Annotated in this window: 17 protein-coding genes; 2 read left to right on the plus strand and 15 right to left on the minus strand. The window is 61.0% G+C overall.

Annotation, left to right across the window (positions count from 1 at the left end; translation table 11 throughout):
- Nucleotides 1-79: 79 nt before the first annotated feature.
- Both AXG89_RS08745 and AXG89_RS08750 read left to right on the plus strand, forming a co-directional pair.
- Nucleotides 80-1,243, plus strand: a complete 1,164-nt coding sequence (locus AXG89_RS08745) for a porin (protein WP_082771373.1) — start codon at nucleotides 80-82, stop codon at nucleotides 1,241-1,243.
- A 117-nt stretch (nucleotides 1,244-1,360) separates the two neighbouring features.
- On the plus strand, nucleotides 1,361-2,305 hold the full coding sequence (locus AXG89_RS08750) for a LysR family transcriptional regulator (RefSeq protein ID WP_062169265.1): 945 nt from the start codon (nucleotides 1,361-1,363) through the stop codon (nucleotides 2,303-2,305).
- On the opposite strand, the gene AXG89_RS08755 is transcribed toward AXG89_RS08750, so the two are convergent.
- From AXG89_RS08755 to AXG89_RS08825, 15 genes are all read right to left on the minus strand, one after another.
- A complete protein-coding gene (locus AXG89_RS08755) occupies nucleotides 2,306-3,238 on the minus strand; it encodes a DMT family transporter (protein WP_062169267.1) in 933 nt (310 codons plus the stop codon).
- 81 nt (nucleotides 3,239-3,319) lie between these two features.
- Complete coding sequence (gloA, locus tag AXG89_RS08760; RefSeq protein ID WP_061998536.1) at nucleotides 3,320-3,706, minus strand: lactoylglutathione lyase; 387 nt, start codon at nucleotides 3,704-3,706, stop codon at nucleotides 3,320-3,322.
- Between the two features lie 48 nt (nucleotides 3,707-3,754).
- Nucleotides 3,755-4,711, minus strand: a complete 957-nt coding sequence (locus AXG89_RS08765) for a M48 family metallopeptidase (protein ID WP_062170442.1) — start codon at nucleotides 4,709-4,711, stop codon at nucleotides 3,755-3,757.
- Between the two features lie 81 nt (nucleotides 4,712-4,792).
- The gene (locus tag AXG89_RS08770; protein ID WP_062169269.1) at nucleotides 4,793-5,566 is read right to left on the minus strand and encodes a lysophospholipid acyltransferase family protein; all 774 of its coding nucleotides are present in this window, start codon (nucleotides 5,564-5,566) and stop codon (nucleotides 4,793-4,795) included.
- Between the two features lie 43 nt (nucleotides 5,567-5,609).
- A complete protein-coding gene (gene gmhB / locus AXG89_RS08775) occupies nucleotides 5,610-6,173 on the minus strand; it encodes a D-glycero-beta-D-manno-heptose 1,7-bisphosphate 7-phosphatase (protein ID WP_062170444.1) in 564 nt (187 codons plus the stop codon).
- 11 nt (nucleotides 6,174-6,184) lie between these two features.
- A complete protein-coding gene (glyS, locus tag AXG89_RS08780) occupies nucleotides 6,185-8,284 on the minus strand; it encodes a glycine--tRNA ligase subunit beta (protein ID WP_062169271.1) in 2,100 nt (699 codons plus the stop codon).
- Nucleotides 8,285-8,302: 18 nt separating this feature from the next.
- The gene (gene glyQ, locus AXG89_RS08785) at nucleotides 8,303-9,310 is read right to left on the minus strand and encodes a glycine--tRNA ligase subunit alpha (protein WP_075358982.1); all 1,008 of its coding nucleotides are present in this window, start codon (nucleotides 9,308-9,310) and stop codon (nucleotides 8,303-8,305) included.
- Between the two features lie 186 nt (nucleotides 9,311-9,496).
- Complete coding sequence (locus tag AXG89_RS08790) at nucleotides 9,497-9,979, minus strand: GNAT family N-acetyltransferase (RefSeq protein WP_062169273.1); 483 nt, start codon at nucleotides 9,977-9,979, stop codon at nucleotides 9,497-9,499.
- A gap of 9 nt (nucleotides 9,980-9,988) precedes the next feature.
- Entirely contained in the window at nucleotides 9,989-11,632 is a 1,644-nt protein-coding gene (gene lnt, locus AXG89_RS08795) for an apolipoprotein N-acyltransferase (RefSeq protein ID WP_062169275.1), read from the minus strand.
- Between the two features lie 121 nt (nucleotides 11,633-11,753).
- A complete protein-coding gene (locus AXG89_RS08800; RefSeq protein ID WP_061998541.1) occupies nucleotides 11,754-12,665 on the minus strand; it encodes an HlyC/CorC family transporter in 912 nt (303 codons plus the stop codon).
- Between the two features lie 187 nt (nucleotides 12,666-12,852).
- On the minus strand, nucleotides 12,853-13,521 hold the full coding sequence (locus tag AXG89_RS08805) for a gamma-glutamylcyclotransferase (RefSeq protein ID WP_062169277.1): 669 nt from the start codon (nucleotides 13,519-13,521) through the stop codon (nucleotides 12,853-12,855).
- 3 nt (nucleotides 13,522-13,524) lie between these two features.
- Nucleotides 13,525-13,992, minus strand: coding sequence for an rRNA maturation RNase YbeY (gene ybeY / locus AXG89_RS08810; protein ID WP_062169279.1), 468 nt, complete (start codon nucleotides 13,990-13,992; stop codon nucleotides 13,525-13,527).
- 15 nt (nucleotides 13,993-14,007) lie between these two features.
- Entirely contained in the window at nucleotides 14,008-15,096 is a 1,089-nt protein-coding gene (locus AXG89_RS08815) for a PhoH family protein (RefSeq protein WP_062169281.1), read from the minus strand.
- Between the two features lie 32 nt (nucleotides 15,097-15,128).
- Nucleotides 15,129-16,490 (minus strand): tRNA (N6-isopentenyl adenosine(37)-C2)-methylthiotransferase MiaB, encoded by a 1,362-nt coding sequence (gene miaB / locus AXG89_RS08820; RefSeq protein WP_062169283.1) that lies wholly within the window; start codon nucleotides 16,488-16,490, stop codon nucleotides 15,129-15,131.
- 126 nt (nucleotides 16,491-16,616) lie between these two features.
- Nucleotides 16,617-17,582, minus strand: coding sequence for a LysR family transcriptional regulator (locus AXG89_RS08825; protein ID WP_062169285.1), 966 nt, complete (start codon nucleotides 17,580-17,582; stop codon nucleotides 16,617-16,619).
- Between the last annotated feature and the right edge of the window lie 99 nt (nucleotides 17,583-17,681).

Below are 17,681 nucleotides of genomic sequence, written 5' to 3' on the forward strand. Positions count from 1 at the left end.
CCCAAAGCCACGGCCGCGACGAATTCTGATGCGTGCGGATTTGATTCGCACTACGAGATGACAAAGAGACGGGAGACGCATGAAAACTCTAGGAATTTCTGAGACAAAAAGCAGATTCATCCAATGGCGTTCGCAATGGTGCAAGTTGGGCATTGCCGTACTGCCTGTAGCGTTGAGTTGCGGATCGAGCCACGCGCAGTCAAGCGTGACGCTCTACGGTGTCGCTGACGTCAGCATGCGCTATCTCTCGAATGCCGACGCTCAGGGTAATGGCCGCTTCCTCATGGGCCCGGGCGGTATGAGCGAAAGCCGCTGGGGCATCAAGGGCGTGGAAGATCTCGGGGGCGGCTGGTCGACCATGTTCAAGCTCGAAAACCGCTTCTTCCTGAACAATGGCCAGAGCGATCCGACCATGCCGTTCTTCAACGAAGCGCAGATCGGCATTCAGTCGACATCGTATGGACAGGTTGTGATCGGCCGCCAGTACAACGTGATGATCGAAGGCATCACCATGGGCGGCTACTCAAGCAACCCATGGATTCCATACGACTTCAACTTCCAGCCCGAAGTGACCATGACGGGCGGCATCTGGAGCAGCAACCAGATCCAGTATCACGGCAGGTTCAAGGACTTCCGCATTTCCACCGCGTATTCGTTCAGCGGCAACGCCGGCATGATGTCCTATGGCAGCCAGTACGGCGTGGCCGCGGCGTTCACACCCGGAGGCGGACCCGTCTCGATTGGCGGCGCGTTCAAGGAAACCAAGGACTCGATCAACGGAAGCGATGCCAAGGCGTGGACCGTCGGCGGATCGTACACGTGGAACAAGACGCGGTTCGCACTGGGTTATATCGTCAATCAGAACGACAAGGGCTTCACCACGTTCGCCAACGGACCGTTCTCTGCGCCCGGGCTGGCCGCGCTGAAATATTCGGACTTCAAGCGCCGCCGGATGATCCTTGGCGGCATCACGCAAGAGGTGGGCAGCACCTGGCATTTCGCGGCGAACGTGTGGCGCACGCTGCAGGACGGCAAGGCGCAATCGCAGGACGGTTCGGCGTGGCAGTACCAGCTCGTCGCGGATTACGACTTGTCCAAGCGTACCGACGTCTATCTGGAAGCCGATTATTCGCGCTATAAGGGCGACCTGATCGGCGCGCAGTTGCAGGGCGTGAATGCGCCGGGCCTTGCGCAGAAAAGCACGCAAATCGGTGTGATGACCGGGATTCGCCATCGCTTCTGAACATGCTTTGAGGCGTTCGGACGAACGCCTCGAAACATCGGCGAAAACGAGTGCGGATGATATAACCAGCCGGCGTTGAAAACAGGCAGAAAAACATCCAGGGCTGCGTCACATATCATGCATGAGATCAATTCGCGTCGACTGGCGCATCTTGTTGCGCTGGCCGAAGAGGGCAGCTTTGCGCGTGCGGCGGAGCGCGTGCATTTGAGCCAGCCCGCGTTGAGCCGCAGCATTCAGGCGCTGGAAGACGAATTCGATATCAAGCTCTTCGATCGCGCCGCCCGCGGCGTCGCCACGACCGCCGCCGGAAAACTGCTGGTCGAGCGCGCGCGGCGCGTGCTGTTCGAAGCACGTTGTCTGTTCCGCGATGTCGAACTCATCCGCTCCGACACGCTCGGCGAAGTGCGGATCGGCCTCGGCGCGCATGCCGCCGATATTCTGTTTCCAGACATGCTCGTCGAGTTTGCGCGGAAATACCCGGGCATCAAGATATCGCTGGAGATCGCCGAAGCGGGGAAGTTGATGGAGCGGCTACGCGCCGAACGCGCGGATTTCGTCGTGGTGGATCGCCGGGAAACGGCTATTGCGCCCGATGTCACCATGCATCGGCTGACCGGTCACGACGGCGGCTGGTTCGTGCGGCAGGGGCATCCGCTGCTCGCCCGTGCGCCCGTGCCGCTCGCGGCGCTGCGGGAGTATCCGCTCGTGTCGGTATCGTTGTCGGCGTTCATGGAGGACGCCGTGCGCCGGCTGCTGAAATTTCGCGCGCACGAGGAGATTCCGCTGCATCTGGAATGCAACGATGTCGCCGTGTTGAAGAGCGTCGTTGCGCGCACGGATGCCGTCATGTTTTGTACGGCTTCATCGGTGCAACGCGAGGTGCTTCATGAGCGGCTCGTGCGTGTATCGATCGTGCATCCGCGCAAGCTTGGTTTGCAGTTTGCGCTCGTTTGTCTCGCTGACCGGACGCAATCGGCGGCGGCCGAAGGCGCCCTCGGACTTGCTGCGCAGATCATGAACGAGGCAACCCGGGCAGCCCGCGCAACGGGCCGCTCAAGATGATCAGGCGCGCGCCCGCGCAGCCGGCGCATTCACCAGCCCAATGCCCATCACCACCAGCGCCGCCGCCAATATGAAGCGCGTTGTCAGCGTATCGCCGAGCAGCAGCACGCCGAACGCCACGCCGAAGATCGGCGTGAGAAACGAGAACACGGAAAGCCGCGACGCCATGTAGCGCGTGAGCAGCCAGAACCACGTGAGATAACTCAAGAACGCCACGATGATCGCCTGATACGCGAGACTTGCGATCGCGGTCGGCGTGATCGTGCCGATGTGCGTCTGATCGAGCGCGAAGGCGAGCGTGAGCAAGACAATCGCCGATACACCCAGTTGATAGAACAGCGTCTTGCTCGCGCTCACGCGTGCGAGCGGCGAGGCGCGGATCACGACCGTGGTCGCGGCCCAAAAGACGCCGCCGAGGACGCCGAGCGCATCGCCGGCCGTGCCTTGCCATGTCGATGCCGTATCCGGATTCGGATGCAGGAAGCCGTCGGCGAAAGCGATCGCGATACCGCCGAACGCGACCGCAATGCCGATCCACTGCACGCGGCGAAGTTTTTCGCCTGGCACGAAGAAGTGCAGGCCGAGCGCCATGAAGCACGGCGCGGTATAGAGGAACACGACCATGCGTGTGGCGCTGGTCAGCGTCAGTCCCAGGAAGATGCACACGAACTCGCCGCCGAACAGCACGCCCGCGAGCAGGCCGGACCCGAGGGTATCGTCGCGACGAAAAAGCGCCACGCCGCGCGAACGCGTCCAGAACCACACCAGCACGGTCGCGATGGTGGAGCGAATGCCTGCCTGGAGCAACGGCGGGAACGAGACGTTCGCCCCTTTGATCGCGACCTGCTGGAAGCCCCACACCGCGCACAAGCCGATCATCAACAGGATGGCGGTGGCGTCGGGCGCGCGTCGAACGGGAAGGGCGGTGCTCATGAAGTGTCTCGTCTCTGCTTTTTATTGTGGTGTTGCGAATGCCAAAAACGACAAGGGCCCTGCAGGGCCCGGTCAATCATCTCAAGAGTGCTTCTCGATCAGTTCGACCTTGTACCCGTCCGGGTCTTCGACAAACGCGATGACCGTCTTGCCGCCTTTCACCGGACCCGCTTCGCGCGAAACCTTGCCGCCGGCTTCGCGGATGCGGTTGCATGCGGCGGCGGCATCGTCCACTTCGAGCGCGATGTGTCCATACGCCGAACCCAGGTCGTATTTGTCGACGCCCCAGTTGTAGGTCAATTCCAGCACGCTGTTCTCGCTTTCATCGCCGTAACCGACGAACGCCAGCGTGTACTTGTATTCGGTGTTTTCGCTTTGACGCAGCACTTTCATGCCGAGAATGCGCGTATAGAAGTCGATGGAACGCTGCAAGTCGCCGACGCGCAGCATGGTGTGGAGAAGTCGCATGATGGGGTCCTGTTAGGGTTGTCGTTTTGATGCGTCCTGAACCGGCCGCTAAAGCAAGGGCAGCAGTTCAGGCGGGTGATGCTTGAGCGTGTGCCGCGCTTCCTGGAAGTCCGGAAAAATCGATTCGACGGTGTTCCAGAAACGCGCGCTGTGGTTCATCTCGCGAAGGTGCGCGAGTTCGTGCGCGACCACATAGTCGATGATGTGAACCGGAAAATGGATCAGCCGCCAGTTGAGGCGGATCTTGCCTTCGCTGGAACAACTGCCCCAGCGCGTTGCCGCCGAAGACAACGCGTATGCCTTGTATTCAACGCCGAGTTTCGTGGCATACACCGGCAGGCGCTGACCGAACACTTCCAGCGCCTGTCTATGCAACCAGCGTTGCACGCGCTCGCGAATGAGTTGTGCGTCAGCCAGTGCGGGAAGTCCGAGCCAGAGGGTGTTGGCGGTGGTATCGAAATGCGGTTGAGTCGCGCTCTTTCCGGTCGCACCCGGCGCAGCGGTCATCATCACGCTGATGTTCTGCCCGAGATACGGAAGCTGCGCTCCGTCCTTCCAGACAATACGCGGTACGACGCGTTGTTCAACTCGCGTTTGCCATTCTTCGAGCTTCTTGAAGATCCACTTCTCTTTTTCGATAATCGCACTTTCGATAGCACCGATCGTCACCCAGCGCGGCGCGGTGATCGCAAGGCCGGTGCCGTCGATCATGAAACCGATGGTGCGTCGCGACGAACGCTTCAACCGGTAGTCGAGCAGCTTCGACCCGAGCATGAGATGCCGGGAACGCGTGCCGTCCGGAGCGCGCAAAGGTGGAGCGGGCGGTGCGGTTGTATCGGCCGGCGTGATGTCGCCGCGCAACGTGGCGGGCATGGCAGGCGCGGCAGAACCTGCGGCCGACGATGCGTGTTCCATCGGCGCATCGAGCGGCAGATGGAGCGGCAAATCGAGTTGCGGGTTGTCGAGCGCGGCAGCCTGGTGCTGTCGCGTGGGAGTCTTCTGCATCGGCTCAGCTTGGCGCACGCGGCGCAGGAATGACAAAAGGAACGAAGCTAAAAACATGTAAAGACGATACAGCCGCGGGCGCTACCGTCGGGTCGCCGCGCCTTCGGAGCGCGCGACGAAACGGTCGTCGGGACCATACGAACCCGAATCGATGCGGCGCATTTCTGTCTCGATCCATTGCTCGACGCGAAGGTTGACTTCTTCCGCGGTGAGGCCGGTCGTCTCGATCGGACGACCGATGGACATTGTGACTATACCCGCATATTTGAGAAACGATTTTCGAGGCCAGACGTGCCCTGCGTTATGAGCAATGGGCACGACAGGCGCGCCCGCCGCCACTGCGAACCGCGCGCCGCCCGACTTGTATTTACCTTGCTGGCCAACAGAGGTGCGTGTGCCTTCCGGAAACATGATGACCCACGCGCCTTCGGCCATGCGCTCACGCCCTTGCCGCGCTACTGATTGAAACGCGTCCTTGCCCTGACGCCTGTCGATATGCACCATCTTCAGCATGCCCATGGTCCAGCCGAAGAACGGCACGAACAGCAACTCGCGCTTGAACACATAGCACAGCGGACGCGGCATCAACGCGGGGAACGCGAGCGTTTCCCATGCGGACTGGTGTTTGGACAGCAGCACGGCGGGACCATCGGGCAGGTTCTCCATGCCTTCGATCCGGTAGCGGATGCCGATCAGGTAACGCATCACCACGATCGATGACTTGCACCAGAACGCCGCCATCCAGTAACGCCTTGCAGCGCCCAGGAACGGGAACGTGATGAAGCACATGCACGCGTACGGCACTGTGTACACAACGAAAAAGACCATCAGCAACAGCGAACGAATGAAGCGCATCGGCGTGAAAGAGTTCTTTGGATTCGACGATAAAGCCGGCGCGTCAGTCGTGATCTGCAGCGAGGAAATTCAGCGCGAAAGAGCGCAGGTCGTCGTGTACTTTTGTATTGGGCGGCAGGTTCCCCGCCGCCAGCGTCTTGTGTCCCTTGCCGGTCAGCACCAGATGCGACTTGAAGCCAAGCGCAGCGCCGGCCTGCAGGTCGCGCAGGGAGTCGCCGACCACCGGCGTGTCCTCCGGATCGATCTCGAAACGCTCCACGATCTGCTGCAACATGCCCGGCTTCGGCTTGCGGCAATCGCATTCGTCTTCCTGCGTATGCGGGCAAAAAAACACCGCATCGATACGCCCGCCGACCGCCGCCACCGCCCGGTTCATCTTCACGTGCATGGCGTTGAGCGCGGCCATGTCGAAAAGCCCCCGGCCAATGCCTGACTGGTTCGACGCAATCGCCACGCGGTACCCGGCCTGATTCAGCCGCGCAATGGCTTCGAGACTGCCGGGAATGGCAACCCATTCTTCCGGCGACTTGATGAATGCGTCCGAGTCGACGTTGATCACGCCGTCACGATCGAGAACCACCAGTTTCTTGTTTGCGTTGGTCGGCATGGTGTGTCGCATCAGGCGGCGAGCTTCGAGATATCCGCGACGCAGTTCATCTGCTGATGCAGCGCGCCGAGCAGAGCCAGGCGGTTGTTTCGCAGCGCGGGATCTTCGGCGTTCACCATGACGTCGTTGAAGAAGGTGTCAACCGCGTCACGCAACGCGGACAACGCGGACAGTGCTTCCGTGTAGTTGCGCTCGGCCAGTTGCTTTTGCACCTGCGGCGCAACCTGCTCGAGCTGCGCGTACAGCGCTTTCTCGGCGGCTTCTTGCAGCAGCGCAGGTTGCACGCTTGCCGGCACGCCTTCGGCCGACTTCTTCAGGATGTTCGAGATGCGTTTGTTCGCAGCCGCGAGCGATGCCGCCTCGGGCAAGCTCGCGAATTCACGCACGGCCTCGAGGCGCGCAACGATGTCATCCAGTCGCGTGGGGTTCAGGCTCAGCACGGCATCGATTTCGACCGCGTTGAAACCGCGCTCGCGCAACACGCCCCGCAAACGGTCCATGAAAAATGCGTAGATCGCGTCGGTCGAATCGGCGACTTGCGGCATATCGGCAAACTGCTTTTGCGCGATGCGCAGCAAGTCGAGCAAATCGATAGCCAGTTTCTTTTCCAGCAGAATGCGCAACACACCGAGCGCGTGGCGGCGCAGCGCGAACGGATCTTTTTCGCCCGTCGGCTGCAAGCCGATACCCCAGATGCCCACGAGCGTTTCCAGCTTGTCGGCCAGGGCGACTGCGCTGCTTACGCCGTTAGACGGGGTTTCATCGCCGGAAAAACGCGGTTGGTAATGTTCCGAACACGCGAGCGCGACCTCTTCCGGCTCGCCGTCATGGCGCGCGTAATACGTGCCCATCGTGCCTTGCAATTCAGGGAATTCGCCGACCATGTCGGTGAGCAAGTCGGCCTTCGCGAGCAGGGCGGCGCGCTTCGTCACGGCGACGTTCACGCCGATCATCGGGGCGATTTCGCCTGCCAGCGCTTCGAGGCGCTGCACGCGCTGCAGTTGCGAGCCAAGTTTGTTGTGATACACCACGTTCGCCAGCAGCGGCACGCGGTCGGCCAGGCGCTTCTTCTTGTCCTGCTCGAAGAAGAACTTGGCGTCGGCAAGACGCGGACGAATCACGCGCTCGTTGCCTTCCACGATATCGGCCGGCGTTTCTGTTTCAATGTTCGACACAATCAGGAAGCGCGAGCGCAGCTTGCCGTGATCGTCGGTCAGCGCGAAATACTTCTGGTTCGTCTGCATGGTCAGGATCAGGCATTCCTGCGGCACTTGCAGGAACGATTCGTCGAAACGGCATTGATACACGACCGGCCATTCGACCAGCGCGTTCACTTCGTCGAGCAGCGTCTCAGGCATCACGACGCGATCTTCGCCTGCAAACGCGAGCAACTGCGTGCGGATGGATTCGCGGCGGTCATCGAAATTCGCGACTACACGGCCCTTCGAGCGCAGCGTCTCCGAGTAATCGTCGGCGTGACCGATCGCCACGATTCCGCTCGAGAGGAATCGATGACCCAGCGTGGTATCGCCGGAATCGATGCCAAGCGCGCTCACCGGCACGATGTCGCGGCCATGCAATGCGACCAGCCCATGCACCGGGCGCACGAACTGCACGCTGGTGCCGTCGGGCCGTTGATACGTCATGAGCTTCGGGATTGGCAACTTGCCGAGCGTCTCGGTCAGCGCGGTTTGCAGGCCTTCAGCGAGCGTCGCGCCCGGCGCCGCGTAGCGCAGGAAGAACGCTTCGGCTTTGCCGTCTTGCGCGCGCTCGAGATCTTCGATCTTGAAGTCAGGGAAACCGAGCGCGGCAAGTTTCTTCGCGAGCGGCGGGGTGGGTTGTCCGTCTTTATCGAGCGCTACGCTGACGGGCAGCACTTTCTCGCGCACTTGCCGTTCGGGCGCAACCGCGCGAACGTTCTTGATCAGCACTGCGAGACGGCGCGGTGTGGCGAATTTCTCGAAACTCGCTTCGCCTTCAATGAGGTCGCGCGCGGCAAGCCGCTGCACGATGCCTTCGGCAAACGAGGTGCCAAGGCGCGCGAGCGCCTTTGGCGGCAGTTCTTCGGTCAGCAGCTCGACGAGCAGCGATGCGGGATTGGATTCGGTCATTGTTATGTCGTGCTCTGGTCAGGCCTGATCGATATTGCGCTCGACCTTCAGCGCCGGCACCCACGAGGGCTTGGCGGCGTCTTCGGCGTCGGTGACGACTCCGGCTGCGGCGTGTACGGGGTTGCCCAGCATCGGGAAACCAAGGGCTTCGCGCGACTCGTAATAGCCCTTCGCGACAAGGCGCGAAAGATCACGAATCCGCCCGATGTACGCCGCGCGCTCCGTCACGGAAATCGCGCCGCGTGCGTCGAGCAGGTTGAACGTGTGGCCGGCTTTCAACACGAGTTCATACGCGGGCAACGCCAGCTTCGCGTCGATCATCTTTTTAGCTTCGGCTTCGTAGCTCTTGAAGAACGTGAACAGCAAGTCGACGTTCGCGTGCTCGAAGTTGTACGTGGACTGTTCCACTTCGTTCTGGTGATAGACGTCGCCGTAAGTGAGGCGCCGTGTTTCGGGACCGTTCGGGCCGTTTTCTTCCCATTCGGTCCACACGAGGTCATAGACGTTCTCGACCTTCTGCAGATACATGGCGAGCCGTTCGAGGCCGTAGGTGATCTCGCCCAGCACCGGCTTGCAATCGATACCGCCAACTTGCTGGAAGTATGTGAACTGCGTGACTTCCATGCCGTTCAGCCAGACTTCCCAGCCGAGGCCCCACGCGCCGAGCGTCGGGTTTTCCCAGTCGTCTTCCACGAAACGCACGTCGTTCTGCTTCAGATCGAAGCCGAGCGCCTCGAGCGAGCCGAGGTACAGATCGAGAATATTCTCGGGCGCCGGTTTCAGCACCACCTGATACTGGTAGTAGTGCTGCAGACGGTTCGGGTTGTCGCCGTAGCGGCCGTCCTTCGGGCGGCGCGACGGCTGCACATACGCTGCACGCCACGGTTCCGGGCCGATCGCGCGCAGGAACGTGTGCACGTGCGACGTGCCCGCGCCGACTTCCATGTCGATTGGCTGGAGAAGCGCGCAACCCTTGTTGTCCCAATAGGATTGCAGCGTCAGGATGATTTGCTGAAAAGTGAGCATGAATGCCTTTGAAGCGTGCCTTCGAGGTCGGGCCGGCGGATGAACGTGTCCGGGCGTCCTTCGAAGCGGACCGGAATTCCGACGGCCGGAGGGCTAAAACCTTGAATTTTAGCGGGAATGAGGGGCTAGCGCGACTTTTTGGGGTGGAACGGCGGACTCATAGGCCGTTCGGAGGGGAAATTGGGGTCAAGCGCCGAGACGTTTCACCATCGGTATGCAATCCATTGTCAGGCCGCGCGGCGAGCGGTACTTCGCGATTTCATCGCCGACGAAACCCAGCGAGCGGTAAAAGGGCGCCGCGTTCAGCGTGGAATCCAGCCGCAGCTTCGTGCAACCCCCGGCACGCGCCAGCGTTTCGAGATGCAGCACCATCCCCGCACCTATGCCGCGTTTCATGTACGCCGGGTCCACGAAGATCGCATCGATCTTGCCGGTCGTGACATCGATCATGCCAGTGCCCGCAACGCGCTCATCCACGGTTGCAACGAGGAACCGTTCTTCGACGGCATCGGCGAATGCTTTCGATGTCGCCCCGCCTGTCCATTCGTCGAGTTGTTTGAGCGGATACGCGTTGATGCACTCGCTCATCACGGCGGCGCGGCGGATTCGCCACGCAACGTCGGCGTCGGCGCGCGTGGCTTTGCGGATGATGAAGGCGGGTGAATGCATATGCCGGTTTCAGCTCTTCTTGCGCCCCGGCGCGAACGCGAAGCCGAACGCCAGCAGCAGCAGCGACACCAGGATCACCGTCATGTTGCCGCTCGTCACGTAAGGCGTGCGTCCGGATGTACCTTGCACGGTGGCATCGAGGGAACCCGTCGTGTAGACCGGAAGCCTTGCCACCACCGCGCCGTTCGCCGCGATCACCGCGGTCGTACCGGTGTTCGTGGAACGAAGCATCGGGCGGCCGGTTTCGATCGAGCGCATGCGGGCCATCTGCAAATGCTGGTCGAGCGCAATCGTGTCGCCGAACCACGCGAGGTTCGTCGAGTTCACGAGAATGCCCGCGGGCGCTTCCTGCTCGCGAATCGTGCGCGCGATTTCTTCGCCGAAAATATCTTCGTAGCAGATATCGACGGCAATCGGCTGGTTGTGCACGAAGAACGATTTCTGCACCGGCGGACCGCGTCCCAGGTCACCGAGTGGAATGCCCATGAGCGCCACGAACCAGTGGAAACCCATCGGCACGAATTCGCCGAAGGGCACGAGGTGATGTTTGTCGTAGCGGTAAATATCTTTCTGATTCGGGGTGATGCCGAACAGGCTGTTCGTGTAATCGGTCGCGCGGCCTTCGGGCGAAACCGTCACGCCGATAGCGCCGAACAGAATGGACGAGTTGGTGGTATCGGAGAAATTGCGCAGTGCCAGCGCGAGGTCTTGTGGCACTTGCACGGCGAGAACGGGGAACGCGGTTTCGGGCGTCACGATCAAATCAGCCGGTTTCTCGGTGATCAACTTCTTGTAAAGCTGCAGCGACTGGTTCACGCCTTCCTGCTCGAACTTCATTTCCTGCTTCACGTTGCCTTGCAAGAGCCGCACGGTCAGCGGCGCATTTGCGGGAAGCGTCCATTCGACCAGCGACAGCAACATGCCCGCCACGACCAGCACGATCGCCACGATAAACGGCGCGAACTTCGCGAACGGCGTGTCGCCATGCCGAAACGTATAGAAGCCCTGCACGAGCAACGCGGCCACGAGCGCCAGCGCCCAGCCAACGCCATACACGCCCGCGATAGCGCCATAGCTTGCCAGCGGACCGTCGACCTGGGCGTACCCGCTCGAAAGCCATGGGAAGCCCGTGAAGACCAGTCCGCGCAGCCATTCGCCGAGGGCCCATGCACTGGCGAACGCGAATGCGCCGTGCCATGTGGGGACGAAGCGCGGTTCACCGGCGGCGGGGATTACAGAGCCGTTCTCTTCATACCGCGCCCGTCCCGCACAAAACGACCAAAGAACGCCTGCAAGTGCCGGATAGATCGCGATGTACATGGAGAACAACACGACCGCTGCGGCCGCCAGCGGCGCCGCCATGCCGCCGAAATCGTGCATGCTGACGTAAAGCCACCAGACGCCGGTGACGAAATTGCCGAAACCAAACGCCCAGCCGGTCAGCGCCGCGCCTTTCCATCCGCTGGTACGGGTGAGCCACGCAAAGAACAACGTGAAGATCACGAGTTCGATCCAGCCGCCATGCGGCGTGGGCGCGAATGAAAGGGTGTTCGCGGCACCCAGGATTGCCGCGACGAGGTAATGCCAAAGCGGCAGGGACTGGGCGCTATCAATCCGGTTACTACGCCGGAAGGCAAAACGGGAATCGGCCATGGATTACGAAATCGACTGGAAAGTAGGGGATGACGCGGCGTGACCGTCGCGCGTCATGGTGTGACCGGCAGCATGAGCACGCGGCGTGAAACGGGATTCATGCGCGCGTTCATGCTCGTTCTCAATCGCGGTCTTCGTCGCTGTCGCGGGAGCGGCCATCGAGCGCCGGGGTATTGACCGCGCGCCGCACTCTCAGCACGTGAATCTGGCGGGCATCGCCGCGCAGGATCTCGAACACGAAGTCGTCGATCTTCACCTTCTCCCCACGATGCGGCACGCGGCCGAATCGATGCGTCACCAGCCCGCCGATTGTGTCGACTTCGTCGTCGGAATAATGCGTGCCGAACTCTTCGTTGAACTGTTCAATGCCCGTGAGCGCGCGCACACGATGCCGGCCGTCAGGCGTGGCAATGATGTTGCCGGCTTCTTCGTCGAAGTCGTATTCGTCTTCGATGTCGCCAACAATCTGTTCCAGCACGTCTTCAATCGTGATCAATCCGGCCACGCCGCCGTATTCATCCACCACGATTGCAATGTGATTCCGGTTCACGCGGAAATCGTGAAGCAGCACATTCAGGCGCTTTGATTCAGGAATGAAAACGGCGGGGCGCAGCATGCCGCGGACATCGAATTCTTCTTCGTGGTAATAGCGCAGCAAGTCTTTTGCAAGCAGCACGCCGATTACGTTGTCGCGATTGCTTTCAAATACCGGATAACGCGAGTGCGCTTTTTCCAGCATGAAAGGGATGAATTGCTCGGGCGTTTCAGCAATGTTGATGGCGTCCATCTGGGCACGCGGAATCATGATGTCGCGGGCGCAGAGTTCGGAAACCTGGAATACGCCTTCGATCATGGAGAGCGAATCCGCGTCGAGCAGATTGCGTTCGTGGGCGTCCTGGAGAACTTCCAGCAGTTCGTCGCGAGATTCCGGCTCGTGCGAGATGAAATCGGTCAGGCGCTCGAGCAGCGTGCGCTTTTCCGGTTTGTCGGCAGGTTTGTCGGTATATCGTCGACTGGGATAGGCGTCGTTCATAGTGGGGCGTGCGGAGTGTTCCGAACGCAAAATCACGGAAAGTTAAGAATACACCAAGGAAATTTCGCGCCAATTGATCCGGCGCGAACGCGTGCTACATCGTGTGCAAACATCGTAACTGATAAATATGGGCGCAGTATGTCGGACGCCTGACGTTAGCCAATCGGGCTATGTCCGCCGAAAAACTTTATTCCTGCGATGATTCCGCATCCTTGCATCGTTGCAAAAGCGACTCCAGCGCACGGTCCGGCATGCCGCATTCTCGCAGCGCGGCCACGGTGCGGCTGACGTAGTCGAGCGTGGTGCCGTATCGGCCGGTCGCGCAGCCAAAGACGCGGCGTACGATCGGGTCGCCGAGCTTGCCGGTGTAAGTGGGCGCTTCACGGCGCATGACGAATGAGAGTGCCTCGACCTTCCGGCCATCGATCAACGTGCATGGCAACCAAGCGACGCGATACGAATTCATCGCCATTTCGCGCCGCCACAGCACTTCGAGGTGCTCGTCGGCGCCCTCGGCCGCAAGCCGGAACGCCATGCCGGAACAGGAACCGCCCCGATCCAGCGCGAGGACGAGGCCCGGCTGTTCGGGCGTGCCGCGATTCACGCGCGACCATAAATACAGGCCGCGATGATATCCGTGCACCTTGCTGCGCACCGCTTCCACGGCCGGCAACCCCGGATTCCAGATCAGCGAGCCATAACCGAACAGCCACAAATCCGTCTTGCGATCCCAGTGTGCGAACGCTTTTTCGCGCGATGCCAGCAGTTCCGCGTCGGTAAGCAGGCGCGATTCGGCAAAGACCGGCGGGTAGTCGGTGTCGGGCAATCCAGGAAGGGGGAGAGATATGTCGGTCAAGGCTTAATCAGGCGGCAACGGCAAATAGGGATCGGTGAAACCGAGCTTTTGCATGATGCCGGTTTCGATCGATTCCATTTCATCCGCCTCGGCGGAATCTTCGTGATCGTATCCTTGAGCATGCAGCGTGCCGTGCACGATCAGATGCGCGTAGTGCGCGGCGAGCGGTTTGTTCTGCTCGCGCGCTTCGCGTTCCACGACGGGGCAACACAGGATCAGGTCGCCCGAAACCGGATCGTCTTCCGATTCGGCATACGCAAAGGTCAGCACGTTCGTTGCGTAATTCTTGTTCCGATATGACCGGTTGAGGGTGCGGCCTTCATCGGTATCGACGAAACGCACCGTCAGTTCCGCGTCCGCGAAGAGCGACGCCTTGATCCAGTTGGCGACCGTGGCACGCGGCAAAAGCGCCTTGTGCTCCGGATACGCCTTCGCGGCGGGAAATTGCAGCGTCAATGCAAGTTTCGGCATGACTTTATTCGCTGCTTACTTTGCCGCGGCCGCGTCGGAATCGCGCTGCGACTGCGCGTCATACGCTTCCACAATGCGCGCGACCAGCGGGTGGCGCACCACGTCCACGCTGGTGAAACGAGTCATCGCAATGCCGCGCACGTCCGCCAGGACATGTTGCGCCTCGATCAAGCCGCTCTTGTGACCGCGCGGCAAGTCGACCTGCGTGGTGTCGCCGGTGACGACCGCCTTCGAGCCGAAGCCGATACGCGTCAGGAACATCTTCATCTGCTCGGGCGTGGTGTTCTGCGCCTCGTCCAGGATGATGAACGCGTGGTTAAGCGTCCGGCCACGCATGTACGCGAGCGGCGCGATCTCGATCATCTGGCGCTCGAACATTTTTGCGGTTTTATCGAAGCCGAGGAGGTCGTAGAGCGCGTCGTACAACGGACGCAGATAGGGATCCACTTTCTGCGCGAGATCGCCCGGCAGGAAACCCAGACGCTCGCCAGCTTCCACCGCCGGGCGAGTCAGGACGATGCGCTTTACCTGATCGCGCTCGAGCGCATCGACCGCGCACGCCACCGCCAGATACGTCTTGCCCGTACCGGCCGGGCCGATGCCGAAAGTCACGTCGTGCGCGATGATCTGCTTCAGGTATTCGCGCTGCATGGGCGTGCGGCCGCGCAGGTCCGCACGCCGTGTGTAAAGCTTCGGGCTCGGATCTTCCTCGTCGCCCAGGTCGATGGTGACGCTGGGTTCATCGAACGGATGATCGGGGTCGCCGCGAAAACGCGGATCGACGGGATCGGAATTCAGATTGTTCGATGGCTTTGCGGCATTCAATCCCCGCCGCGCCGCATTGCGCGCCTCGACCAGCGCCAGTTGAATGTCGTCCACCGACAGCGAATCCTTTGCGCGGTTGTAGAAATTCTCAAGCGCCGTGAGCGCCACTTTCGCGCCGCGTCCGCGGATCGTGATCTTGTGACCGCGGCGCGTGAGCGTCACGTCGAGCGCCTGCTCGATCTGCCGCAGGTTTTCGTCGAGCGGGCCACATAGGTTGGCGAGCCGCGCGTTGTCGTCGCGCGGTGCGGTGAATTCCATATGCTGCTGAGCGGTCTTCAAGGCGAGAGTCGGGGTCCTGTCGAAGCTTCAGTTTAGTGAGTCGTGGCCGGCGTCAAAATCAATTCGCCGCGCAACGAATGGGGGTATGCCACGTTGATTTCTACATCGACCATCTGGCCGATCAGCCGTTTGTGCGACGAAATCGGCACCGGGAAATTCACCACACGATTGTTTTCCGTGCGTCCGGCGAGTTCACTCGGGTCCTTGCGCGACGGTCCTTCCACCAGAATACGCTGCACCGAACCCAGCATGGAATTGCTGATTTTCGCGACGTTCGCCTCGATGGTCGCCTGCAGATGCTGCAAACGCTTGAGCTTCACTTCGCGCGGCGTGTCGTCGTGCAGGTTCGCGGCGGGCGTGCCGGGACGCGGGCTGTAGATGAACGAGAAACTCGTGTCGTAGCTCATTTCGTCGATGAGCTTCATCATCTTCTGGAAATCGTCCTCGGTCTCGCCGGGGAAACCGACGATCATATCGGTGGACAGCGACAGATCCGGGCGGATCGCGCGCAGTTTGCGGATCACCGACTTGTATTCGAGCACCGTGTAGCCACGCTTCATGGCCATCAGGATGCGGTCGGAGCCGTGCTGCACGGGCAAGTGCAGGTGGCTCACGAGCTTGGGCACTTTCGCGTAAGTATCGATCAGCCGTTGCGTGAATTCCTTCGGATGCGACGTGGTGTAACGAATCCGTTCGATACCCGGAATCTCCGCCACATATTCAATCAACGTGGCGAAGTCGGCAATATCAGTGGAGTGCTGCGTCACCGGCCCGCGATACGCATTCACGTTCTGCCCGAGCATGGTGACTTCGCGCACGCCCTGGTCGGCGAGTCCGGCGATTTCAGTCAGCACGTCGTCGAGCGGCCGGGAGACTTCTTCGCCGCGCGTGTACGGCACGACGCAATAGCTGCAGTACTTGCTGCACCCTTCCATGATCGATACAAACGCGCTCGGGCCATCCACGCGCGCCGGCGGCAAGTGATCGAACTTTTCGATTTCGGGAAACGAGATGTCGACTTGCGAGCGCCCGCTGGAACGGCGTTTCGCGATCATGTCCGGCAGCCGATGCAAGGTCTGCGGGCCAAACACCAAGTCGACGTAGGGCGCGCGGGAAACGATCGCCGCGCCTTCCTGGCTCGCCACGCATCCACCCACGCCGATGATCAGGTTCGGATTCGCTTCCTTCAATTCACGCACGCGGCCGAGGTCAGAGAAGACCTTTTCCTGCGCTTTTTCACGCACGGAGCACGTGTTGAAGAGGATCACGTCCGCGTCTTCCGGCGTGTTTGTCTGGATGAGGCCATTGGCTGCGTTGAGGACGTCGACCATTTTGTCGGAGTCGTACTCGTTCATCTGGCAGCCGAATGTCTTTACATAAACTTTCTTGGTCATGAATTTCGCCGGTCGCAGTGATTAGTCTGGGGGCGCGGTGTTTGATGCGTTGAAGGGATTCTTTCACGTGTTTTAGCGCTGATTCAGACCTGTTCGGCCGAAATTCGCGCATCGTTTAGCCCAGTATTATAGCGCCCGCTCGACTTCTCGCCCGGGCTGGCCGGGCGGGTAGGCCAGGTCGCCGAGCAATTCTTCCGTCGCGCGCGCGAAGCGTTCAATGAGGAAATCCAGCAGAACGCGTACGCGCGGCGCCATGTACCGGTTCGCATGGAACAGCGCATGGACCGCCGCCTCGTGCGAACACCAGTCGGCGAGCAGCATTTTCAGCGCGCCGGAGCGGACATCGGCGGCAATATCCCATATCGATTTGTGCGCGATGCCTTGCCCCGCCAGCGCCCACGCGCGGGACAGGGCGCCGTCGTTGGTCTCCCAGGCATCGGCAAGCGGGATGATGTGGGAATACCGCTCGTCGCCGCGCACGAAGTTGATTTCGTTCAGCGTACCCGTCGATGTCACCAGTACCGAGAACGAATGCCCGGCGAGATCGGCGGGTGTTTTCGGCTCGCCGTGCTTCGCCAGATATTCCGGCGATGCGCACAGCACACGCCGGTTTGGCGCGAGGCGGCGCGCGACGAGGCTGGCATCGGGCGGAAGTCCGAAGCGGATCGCCAGGTCGATGTCCTCGCGCAACAGGTTCGACACCGAATCCGCCAGGGTCAGCGCAAAGCTGACGTCGGGGTGAATCCGGCTGAATTCGTCAAGCCAGTGGCAGAGCAGGTTGCGCCCGAAATCCGATGTCGCCGAGATCCGCACTTTGCCGCGCACGAGGTTCTGCCCGGCGTGCAACGCGGCTTCGCCGTCTTCAATGGCCTGCAGCGCGATCCGGCAATGCCTGAGATAGAGCTGGCCTTCGTCGGTGAGGCGGAGCTGGCGCGTGGTGCGCTCGAACAATCGCGCCGTGAGGGATTTTTCCAGCTTGAGCAGGCGCGCGCTGGCGGCCGCCGGCGACAAACCCAGCTTCCTTCCCGCCGCCGACAAGCTGCCGAGCGCCGCGGCTTCAACGAACAAGCGCATATCGCCGAGCCGATCCATCGTCACTCTCAATTCAAATTTGATAATGCTTCAAATGCTACGCCAATTATCAAAACCTTTCCTGTAGTGGAGAATTTGATGCATTGCAGCGTAGGAAGT

Source organism: Burkholderia sp. PAMC 26561 (assembly GCF_001557535.2).
Classification (GTDB): domain Bacteria; phylum Pseudomonadota; class Gammaproteobacteria; order Burkholderiales; family Burkholderiaceae; genus Caballeronia.